Consider the following 10,189-nt stretch of genomic DNA (forward strand, 5'->3'; position numbering starts at 1 on the left):
CATTTAAAATCATTATTAAATCATCAAAAAAGAATTATTTTATCAATAAGGTTCATTTAATATACGTATGACCATTTTATATTTCAACACTCTAAAAAATCGCTTAGTGCTATAAACTAAGCGATTTTTTTATTATTTATCATTTATTCTACGTTATTATCTGTTGATTTCTTTTTAGAGAGAAACCAACCACCTAAAGCGATTAATAGCATGACTGACCAGAAAATCGTATTCCAGATTGGTCCTTCAACGAAATGATGTGAAATAATGTGTAGAGAAGGATGTGCCAAAGTATGCATTAGTAGTTTAACCCCTACCCATCCAACTAAAAGCATAGCTGCTGTTTCTAAACTTGGACGTGTTGTCAGCAATTTAACAAAAATACCTGCTGCAAAGCGAATGACGATTAAACCTGCAATTGCTCCAATAACGATGACGATAAATTTAGCTCCATCCATGCCACCTATATTACTCATTTTTGTATTAGGCAGATCAATTACTAGCGCTACTGCTGCTAAAATAGAATCGATCGCAAATGCAATATCTGCTAATGATATTTGAGCAACTGTCATACCAAAGCTTTTTTCTTTTTTTGCTTTATCATCATCATGCTTTTTAAATAAATGCTTTAATGCGATGAAAATTAAATATGCCGCTCCGATTGCTTGAACCTGCCATACATTAAAAAGAAATGAAATAATAAAAATGGCACCGATTCGAAAAATAAAAGCTAAAAGTAAACCAATATTGATTGCTTTCTTTTGTTGTTCCTCTGGTAAATGTTTTGCCATAACAGCAAGTACTAGTGCATTATCGGCCGATAATAAACCCTCTAATAAAATTAGAATAATTAATACCCAACCGTACTCTAATAACAAAGATAGTTCCATGTTTTCCCCCTATTTAATTTACTTTTAACCTATTTTTAACCACTTTTTAATTATATTCCCTTTTTTATAAATTCCTTATCCAAATTTTTGAATATTCTAGTACAATTTTCACCATTTACACTTTTATCACCTTCAAGATAGTTGACTTAGTCAACTTTTTTAGTTTATATTATAAGTAATCTAAAATTTCAGAATATTAAAGGAGATAAAAATATGAATCATGTTGAAAAAATACGCAAATTTAACAGACATTATGCTAATGTATTGGGAAAAATTGATCAAGAAATCTATAATCACCCATTTCCATTAACTGAAGCGAGAATCATAACAGAAATCAACGAAAACCACGGATGTACTGCCACAGATATTATCGAAAAACTCGGCATTGATCGTGGTTATTTAAGTCGCATTATTCAAAGATTCGATGACGAAAACATCATTTCAAAAATCCAATCTCCTGAAGATAAACGTCAATATACTCTTCATTTAACAGCGAAAGGGAACGAAATCTACAATAAATTGGTTAATGATGCGAACATTGGCGTAGAAAGTATGATTCAAACCCTTTCTACTCCTGAAGTAAAAGAGCTAGTAAAATCAATGGAAACAATAGAATCCATTTTCTCATTAAATCAGACATCTATTCCTGAAATATCAATTCGACCATTTAAACCTGGCGATGTTGGCTATGTCGCTTATATTCATGGAAAGATTTATAGTACAACCTACCAATTTGGACGTGTATTTGAATATTATGTAATGAAAGGGTTAAGCGAATTTTTATTGAATCCTAACGGCGGCGAACTTTGGGTCGCAGAAGTAAATGGAGAAATCGTCGGATCAATAGCTATTACGAAGGCAAATGAGTCAGTAGCACAGCTTAGATGGTTTGTATTAGATGAAAAATACCAAGGATTAGGTATCGGTAAAAAGCTAATCGAAACAGCACTCAACTTCTGTAAGGAAAAACAATTCGACCATTTATTTTTATGGACTGTAAGCACATTAGAGACCGCACGTTATCTTTATAAAAAATATAAATTTACTTTAACTGAAGAGAAACCTAACTTTCAATGGACTGGATCTGAGTTAATTGAGGAAAGATGGGATTTAGTACTTTCATAAACAAGTAATGAATATAAGATTTTACGGGATAACTTTAAGACGGAGAAAATAATGAAAAACAAAATAATAAAGTTTATAAAAATATTTTCAATCATTGTGGGGGTTATAACAGTTATATCTTTAGCTGGTTATTATACTTTAGATTATTTATTTGGAGATATGTGCGGAAACGAGATTACCCATAAAGAAGTTTCACCTAAAGGTGATAAGGTAGCTTATATTTTCGAAAGAAATTGTGGTGCTACAACTGGATATTCGTATCATCTATCTATAATGGATTCAGATCAGAAGCTACCGAATAAATCAGGAAATACATTTGTTTCAGACGATTTATTTAAAATAAATTGGATAAATAATAAAAAAATACAAGTTAATTATCTAAAGTCTACTAAGACGTATGAAATGGATCGGCACGTAAACGGAACTAAAATTGTATATGTGGGAAAGTAAACAACGCCATTTTTTAATAATAAAAGAGCATCTATTTTGATGCTCTCAGTGTGTAGACAAAGTACTAAAAACTCGATTTTCAGAATGATTGCAAGCACTTGTCCTTCGAGGTGCTCTTTTTAAAATGTATTTGTACTTTCATAAACAAAACATATTAAAAGAAGGTCAATCCACTAATTGATTGACCTTCTAATTTTAATTACTTATTTTAATTTACCTAATTCATCAATAAATGCTGGTTTTTTAACGTATTTTTGTTTAAAGTCACTAATAATCCTCTGAGCGTATTGGCTACCAAAAATTTTATTAAACTCTACGAATGTTTTACAAACTTTTTTATACATTTTCCGTTCAGTTGCTTGTCCTGCTTCCACTTCAATTAGTTTTGCATAGATTTCTCTTGTTTCTTCCAAATATTCTTCTACTAAATGCGGATAAAGTTTTTTAATTGAAGAAATATGAGATTTACAATATTGAAGTAATTTTCCACTCATTTTTTCCTCAATTAGTATTTCAACATAGATATTAGGAATATAGTCTTGCTTTTCTAATTCAGCTAAAATTTCTTCTAAAACACTAGGCCATTCACTTGGTTGATAAAGCTTTTTCAACTTTGAATAATACTCAAAATGATTATCATAAATAAATTCTAAAAGTAACTCAGATTGTTTATTTTTATCTTCAAGCTTTTCGTAGGCAACTAATTGATATTGTTTCCACTTCTTAACTTGTCCACGGTATTCTTGATCTTCAATAATTCCATCCTCACAAAGTCTCAACACCTCAAAATAATCGTTCGATTGAATTAAGTTATCAATCGCTTTTTCTCTAAATTCACCTAAATTTACATTTTTATAAACGAACTTCATTGCATCATCTATTCCATCAAATTGTTCAATAATTTGATATTGAATTAACTTTATATTTTCTTTATTGTATTTTGCACTCCAAGAATTACCCTTTATTTCACTTAATAGTTTTTCAAGTTTATTTTCAAGTTTGTTTCTTAATTTTTCAATGCTGCAAAAATGAATGCAACACTCTAATAGACTATATCTCCATTCACTCCAATCATCGTATCGTGAATGCTCAGCCTCTTTTAAAATCTTAATAAAAAAAGACTCTTGTTGTTTTTCATCTAAATAGCTTACAAAGTATGCTGCATCATTAATAATGTCCAAACTATTAGAAACAACTGGATTTATGCCCCCCCCAGAGTCATCACTATAATTCATCATTTCTAATACTGCTGGAAGAATAATTAAACATAATGAAATTGCTACATCTGGCTCTTCTTCTAAAAGCATTTGTCTCGCTTTATTTAACGTCATATATACGCCTTGTAATGCATCGTCTAATTTATTCCATGGAATAAACCCTCGATATTTAGATTGATTGATATATTCCTTTATTAATTTTTTGCTATTCGATATTACGTCTTCATTCGATGAATACTTAAATAATAAGCCTTTTTCGATTTCTTCATTTTCTTCAGCTAAGTCTAGAACAATTGTTAGTAATTCCTCTTTTTTAAGAGCAGAAAGTATTTGCTTTAAATTCTTTTCTTTATTTCGTGTAGATTGCTTGCTCATTGTTAGTTTATCTCCTAATTTAATGACATTCTTGTTTAAAAATACATTCTATCTTTAATTATTACAAAATAAATAAAAGAGGCAACGCAAAAAACATACGTTGCCCAACATTCTTTCTATCTACACAAAACCTAAATAACTTTTAGTAATATAAGGATAAACGATTTTACCATTTAAACCGTACTTATTAAATAAATTTGTAAGTGCAGTTCGATATGGCTCAAATTCTTTTTCCCCACTTAATGGAGAAAAAGAAGAAGATAAGTTTCTACCTAAAAATCCTTCTAAATCCATTTCCAAATCATTTCTATAAACCATCGTTTCATAAATCCCGTTTTTAAAAAATTGGTTAGTAACATCTGGCGTATTTTCTATTCCACCACTAAACCCTTTAAACTTAGGACAAGTTTCTTTGCAAATCTCCTGCAATTCAATCATTAATGGACTTAATACATCTTTACTATTCCAAACTAGAGATACTTTTGCATTCTCTTTTAAGATCCGTTTACATTCTAACCGGAATTTTTCTTTATCAAACCAATGAAATGCTTGCGCAACTGTTATTAAATCAACACTATTATTTTTTAAAGAAGTATTTTCAGCTGTTGCATTAATTGACTTATATTGATCGTATTCCTTCAAAGTCTTCTCTGCGATTCCTCGCATATCATCATTTGGTTCTATTGCAAAAACAGTTAACTTTTTTTCAAGTAAAAGCTTCGTTAAAATACCTGTACCTGAACCAATGTCTGCAATAACACTCCCCTTACTTAAATGATTTTCAGAGAGTAAATAATTGATATATTCATTCGAATAACTTGGGCGAAATTTCGAATATCGATCTGCCTTACCAGAAAAATTTTCAATCAATACAAAACACTTTCTTAAAAAATGTTTTTCGGGTTAAATTTGATGAGCGTGAAGTCTAGCAAAAATCCCATCTTCCTGTGATAGTAGTTCTGTATGAGTACCATCTTCAGCAATTCCTTCTTCAGTAATGACTAAAATGCGATCTGCTTTTTTAATTGTACCTAATCGATGAGCAATAACTAATGTTGTTCGATCTTTTGATAAATCATTCAATGCCTCTTGAATAATTGCTTCTGTTTCTGTATCTAATGCTGAGGTAGCCTCATCTAATATTAGGATTGGTGGATTTTTCAAAAACATTCTAGCAATTGCTAATCGTTGTTTTTGTCCTCCAGAAAGCTTTAGTCCTCTTTCACCAATTTGAGTTTCATAACCATCAGGTAAAGAAGCAATTAACTCAGTTAAGTGGGCTTTTCTAGCTGCTTCTTCTATTTCTTCATCGGTTGCATTTAACTTACCGTAAGCTATATTTTCTTTTAATGTACCTGTAAATAAAAAGACATCCTGTTGTACGATTCCGATATTTGATCGCAATGATTCTTTCGTCATGTTTCGAATATCAATTCCATCAATTGTGATTGCACCTTCTAAAACATCATAAAATCTTGGAATTAATGAGCAGATTGTTGTTTTCCCTGCTCCTGAAGGACCTACAAAGGCAATTGTTTTACCGGCCTCAATAGAGAAGGAAAGATCATTTAAGATTCTACGTTTGTTTTCGTAACCAAAAGAAACATTTTTGAACTTAATATCCCCTCTTAGATTAATTACTTCAATTGCATCTGGAGTATTTACAATGTCTGGCTCATTATCAATCAATTCAGTAAAACGTTTAAAGCCCGCCATACCCTTTGGATATAATTCAAGTAAAGCACTAATCTTATCAATCGGTTTAAATAAAATGTTTAAATATAAAATAAACGCTACTAATTCTCCATACGATAAAATTTTCGTAAAACTTAACCAAGCTCCAAAAACTAGAATAACAAGTGTCATTAATCGAGTAGATACATAGATTCCTAATAAATTCACACTCATTACTTTATAAGCTTTTAGTTTCGTTTTACGGAAGTACTGGTTATTTTTATTAAATCGTTTCATTTCATATTGTTCATTCGTAAAAGATTGAACTACCCTTACGCCTGAAACACTATCTTCAACTTGAGCATTTACATTCGCAATATTTCCATACATTTTACTCCATGAATTATTCATTTTCATGTTTGAGTAGGAAATCAACCAAACTAAAAATGGAACGATTATGATTGCTACTAATGCAAGCTTCACATTAATTGTTAGCATAATCCAAAACGCACCGATGAAGGTCATAATTGCAATAAATAAATCCTCTGGACCATGGTGCGCTAATTCACCAATATCCATTAAATCATTTGTTATACGGCTCATTATATGACCAGTCTTCGTATTATCAAAGAAACGAAAAGATTGACGTTGTACATGATTAAATAACTCACGACGCATATCAGTCTCAATATTAATACCAAGTTTATGGCCCCAATAATTTACAACAAATTGCATACCAGAACTTACTAAATAAAGTACTAAAAGTCCGATGCTGATCGAGATAATTTTACTCCAATTCCCTTCTGGCAGCAGTTTATCAATAAACCAAGATACTGCTAATGGAAATCCAAGCTCCATTAATCCAACTAATATTGCACAGAAAAAGTCTATATAGAATAGCTTTTTGTGCGGGCGATAATAACTAAAAAAACGTTTAATCAAAATACTGCACCTCGAGTTCTATTGAATTTCTAGTTCGTTAGATGTTATTACCTTACCATATGTGTTTTAAGTGTGCTATCATTTCAGAATTTTCCAACTGACCAACAAACATATCGCAATACTGAATTTGATTTAACAAGTATAAAAGACTAATTGTCTCATATTTTAATAAAGTATGTACTAATTCATTTACCAGTTCAAATGTCGAATTGTGCTTTTAAATATTTTGTAAATTCTAAATAAAATGTATTTTATTTTCAACTTTAGTGTGTTACGATTCAACTTGTGTGTTACTGGATATTTTTACCATAAAGGAGGAAAACTTGAATGTCGTGGTTTACAAAATGGGCCTTTAATAATAAAGCTGCCATTACCTTTTTATCCGTTCTCATTTTATTAATTGGAGTATTAAGTTATAAAAAGCTTCCAATGGAATTCCTACCTGCTGCAGACCAACCAATTGTTTCTGTCATTGTTATGGGCCAAGGTACTGATTCGAAAACAATGGAGGATCAAGTAACTACTCCAATTGAAAGTGCTGTCTCTGGTGTGAAAGGTAAAAGTCATATTTATTCAAGCACAAGCAATGGTTTTTCAAAAATTGATGTATATTATGAATCAGGAACAAATATGAAGGACGCTAAACAAGAAGTCCAAGAATCTTTAAATAAAGTCACACTACCTCAAAATGTTAGTAAACCTACAATTGTTCAATTAAACACTTCCATGATCCCTATCGCAGATGTTGCAATCACTTTCGAGGATGGATTAAGTCCGAATAATATTGATTTTGCAAACAAAAAAGTTATTCCCTATTTCAAAGACATAAAAGGCGTAGCTGACGTTCAAACATACGGTACAGAAAAATCTTTTGTTTCTGTAAAAATCGATAATGCGAAGCTCACGCAGAATAAAATATCACTAGAAACTGTTATGGGTATTATTCGCGGCCAAAATTCTGCAGTTTCAGTTGGCGAAGGTATTATAAATGATAAAACTAGTAATATTAAAGTCGTTGGGAATTTAGATAATATAGACAAAGTAAAGAGTCTTATGGTCACTGATCATGTTAAATTAGCTGATATTGCAACTGTTGAAGTGAAAAAGCCAGCAAGCAATTTAACAAGAATCAACGGAAAAGACGGATTATTATTAATCGTCACGAAGGACAGTAATTCTAATGCAGTTCGTATTACAAAGGATGTAAGAGAAGCTACTAAACACTTAAATAAAAAATATAAAAATATGAATTCAGATGTCATGGTCGCTACATCGGATATGGTTAAAACTTCTGTACATGCAATGATTAAGGAAGTTTTACTTGGTGCATTATTTGCTACGATTGTCATCATGTTATTCTTAAGAAATGTTCGTTCAACACTAATTACCATTGTTTCAATTCCGCTATCGCTATGTTTAACATTATTTTTACTTGCAGAGTCTGGCATTACATTGAATGTTTTAACACTCGGTGGAGTAGCAGTAGCAGTTGGACGATTAGTTGATGATAGTATAGTCGTTATAGAGAATATTTTTAGAAAAACTCAATCAGAGAAGTTTTCAGTTCAAATGATTATTGACGCTACGAAAGAAGTCGGTAGTGCAATCACAGCCTCTACTTTAACGACTGTTGCTGTATTTTTACCAATAGGAATTATTAGCACGGGGCTTAAAGATTTTATGCTTCCTTTTGCATTAACCATTACTTACTCTTTATTAGCTTCATTATTTGTTGCATTGACGGTCGTTCCAATATTAAGTGCATTCTTCCTTAAAAAGGCTAAATTAAAAACTCATAATCCTTCAGTACGATATAAAAAAGTTCTTACTTGGTCATTGAATCATAAATGGGTAATTGTAGTCGTTTCATTCTTATTATTTGTCGGCTCAATTGGTACTTACTTCGCTATGCCAAAAGGTGCAACAGATAATTCTTCTTCAGACTTTGTTCAAACAACTTTAACGTATCCAAGTGATACACCAGTCGAAAAAGTAAAAGAAAATACTCTTAAACTAGAAAAGTATATTCTTGAACAAAAAGGTATAAAAGGAGTTTACACTCAATTAGGTAGTACAGCTGATGCTGCAAAATATGGGGATGTCCGCTCTTCTACTCAAGCAATCTATTTAATTACATTAGATGATAAAAAACTTACTGATCAAGTTGTAAAAAAAATCAATACGCAAAAATCTAACTATGCGGATGCAGAATTAAGTACGATGGCATCTAGTTTATTTGGAGGTTCTAAAACCCAAATTACGATCGATGTTGTCGGAAATAATTTAAATGATTTAGAGAATACCGCAAGTGAAATTAAAAATAAGATCAAAAATATTGATGGAGTTAAGAAGGTAACAACAAATGAGGAAGATAAAAAAACTGTTTATTCATTAGAGGTTGACCCTTCCAAAGGTAATGCTGAGCAACTATCGCAACAATTATTTGTTATGTTGAATCGAACACCACTTGGAACAGTTACTATTGATCAGCAACCGACTGATGTTTATCTTGAACCAATATTAGAACCTAAAACACCTGAAGATATAAAATCAGTACCGATTATGACGAAAACTGGAATGATTCCAGTATCATCAGTTGCTACATTAAAAGTAGAAGAAAAGTCTACTAATCTATATCATAAAGATGGTGATCCGTATTTAAGTATATCTGCCGAAGTAAAACCAGATAAACTTTCAAAAATTAATGCAGATTTAAATAAAGTTATTTTTGGTGATAAAAAATCAAAAGGTATGAAAATTGCCGATGGTGTAAATGTGTACATTGGTGGTGCCCTTGCACAACAATCACAAGATTTCTCAGATCTATATTTGATCATGCTTGTCTCAATCGGCTTAGTTTTCCTAATCATGATTATTACATTTAAAACATTCCGTGCACCAATTGCTATACTGTGTTCTTTACCTTTAGCGGCAATTGGAGCTGTGCTTGGATTAATTATTAGTCGTATATCCGTTGAACCAACAGCACTATTAGGAGCACTGATGCTCATCGGAATTGTCGTGACTAACGCAATCGTATTACTAGATCGAGTAAAACAAAAAGAAAAACAAATGATTCTACGTGAAGCAATTATCGATGCTGCAGTAACTCGTATTCGACCAATTCTCATGACAGCTGTTGCTACAATTTGCGCAATGCTACCGTTACTATTCAAAAAAGCCGAAACTGGTAGCCTTGTATCCCAAAGCCTTGCAGTTGTCGTAATTGGAGGATTAACTGTTTCAACATTATTAACATTAATTGTCATCCCTGTTATTTATGAATTACTTTATTTTAGAAAATCCAGAAAACAGCGTAGACAGCAAGATACTAGTAAGCCAGTAAGTTTGTAAATAAATAAGGGATATCTCGTTTTTTTCGAGATATCCTTTTTTTGGTTGGAAATCGTCACGAGCACTTTGTGAACTCGGCTTAATTCAGATTAAAATAAAAACACAAGGAAAATGAACAGGCTGCACCCCTTAAAGTAGATGATGAAAAACCCACAGTTGGGC

General features: G+C 31.5%; 7 protein-coding genes. 3 read left to right on the forward strand and 4 right to left on the reverse strand.

The genetic code is table 11. From position 1 onward, the window contains the following. Window positions 1–143: 143 nt before the first annotated feature. On the reverse strand, window positions 144–890 hold the full coding sequence (locus CN514_RS13470; protein ID WP_098233036.1) for a TerC family protein: 747 nt from the start codon (window positions 888–890) through the stop codon (window positions 144–146). A 213-nt stretch (window positions 891–1,103) separates the two neighbouring features. Here CN514_RS13470 and CN514_RS13475 point away from each other — a divergent pair, with 213 nt between their 5' ends. Then, window positions 1,104–2,015: a bifunctional helix-turn-helix transcriptional regulator/GNAT family N-acetyltransferase gene (locus CN514_RS13475; protein WP_098233037.1), complete on the forward strand. Its 912-nt coding sequence runs from the start codon at window positions 1,104–1,106 to the stop codon at window positions 2,013–2,015. A gap of 51 nt (window positions 2,016–2,066) precedes the next feature. Continuing rightward, entirely contained in the window at window positions 2,067–2,465 is a 399-nt protein-coding gene (locus tag CN514_RS13480) for a hypothetical protein (RefSeq protein ID WP_098233038.1), read from the forward strand. Window positions 2,466–2,668: 203 nt separating this feature from the next. Here CN514_RS13480 and CN514_RS13485 read toward each other — a convergent pair whose 3' ends face one another. From CN514_RS13485 to CN514_RS13495, 3 genes are all read right to left on the reverse strand, one after another. After that, window positions 2,669–4,057, reverse strand: a complete 1,389-nt coding sequence (locus CN514_RS13485; RefSeq protein ID WP_098233039.1) for a hypothetical protein — start codon at window positions 4,055–4,057, stop codon at window positions 2,669–2,671. A gap of 120 nt (window positions 4,058–4,177) precedes the next feature. Continuing rightward, complete coding sequence (locus CN514_RS13490; RefSeq protein ID WP_098233040.1) at window positions 4,178–4,927, reverse strand: class I SAM-dependent methyltransferase; 750 nt, start codon at window positions 4,925–4,927, stop codon at window positions 4,178–4,180. A 33-nt stretch (window positions 4,928–4,960) separates the two neighbouring features. Further along, window positions 4,961–6,673 (reverse strand): ABC transporter ATP-binding protein, encoded by a 1,713-nt coding sequence (locus CN514_RS13495; RefSeq protein WP_098233041.1) that lies wholly within the window; start codon window positions 6,671–6,673, stop codon window positions 4,961–4,963. Window positions 6,674–7,000: 327 nt separating this feature from the next. Between CN514_RS13495 and CN514_RS13500 the strand changes: the two genes are divergently transcribed. Beyond that, entirely contained in the window at window positions 7,001–10,027 is a 3,027-nt protein-coding gene (locus tag CN514_RS13500; RefSeq protein WP_098233042.1) for an efflux RND transporter permease subunit, read from the forward strand. The last annotated feature ends 162 nt before the right edge of the window (window positions 10,028–10,189 follow it).

The organism is Bacillus sp. AFS001701, assembly GCF_002559405.1.
Classification (GTDB): Bacteria; Bacillota; Bacilli; order Bacillales; family Bacillaceae_G; genus Gottfriedia.

Bases quoted from the DNA above. Each gene is read 5' to 3' on its own strand.
- CN514_RS13470 (WP_098233036.1), bottom strand. From the start codon at position 890: ATGGAACTATCTTTGTTATTAGAGTACGGTTGGGTATTAATTATTCTA.
- CN514_RS13475 (WP_098233037.1), top strand. From the start codon at position 1,104: ATGAATCATGTTGAAAAAATACGCAAATTTAACAGACATTATGCTAAT.
- CN514_RS13480 (WP_098233038.1), top strand. From the start codon at position 2,067: ATGAAAAACAAAATAATAAAGTTTATAAAAATATTTTCAATCATTGTG.
- CN514_RS13485 (WP_098233039.1), bottom strand. From the start codon at position 4,057: ATGAGCAAGCAATCTACACGAAATAAAGAAAAGAATTTAAAGCAAATA.
- CN514_RS13500 (WP_098233042.1), top strand. From the start codon at position 7,001: ATGTCGTGGTTTACAAAATGGGCCTTTAATAATAAAGCTGCCATTACC.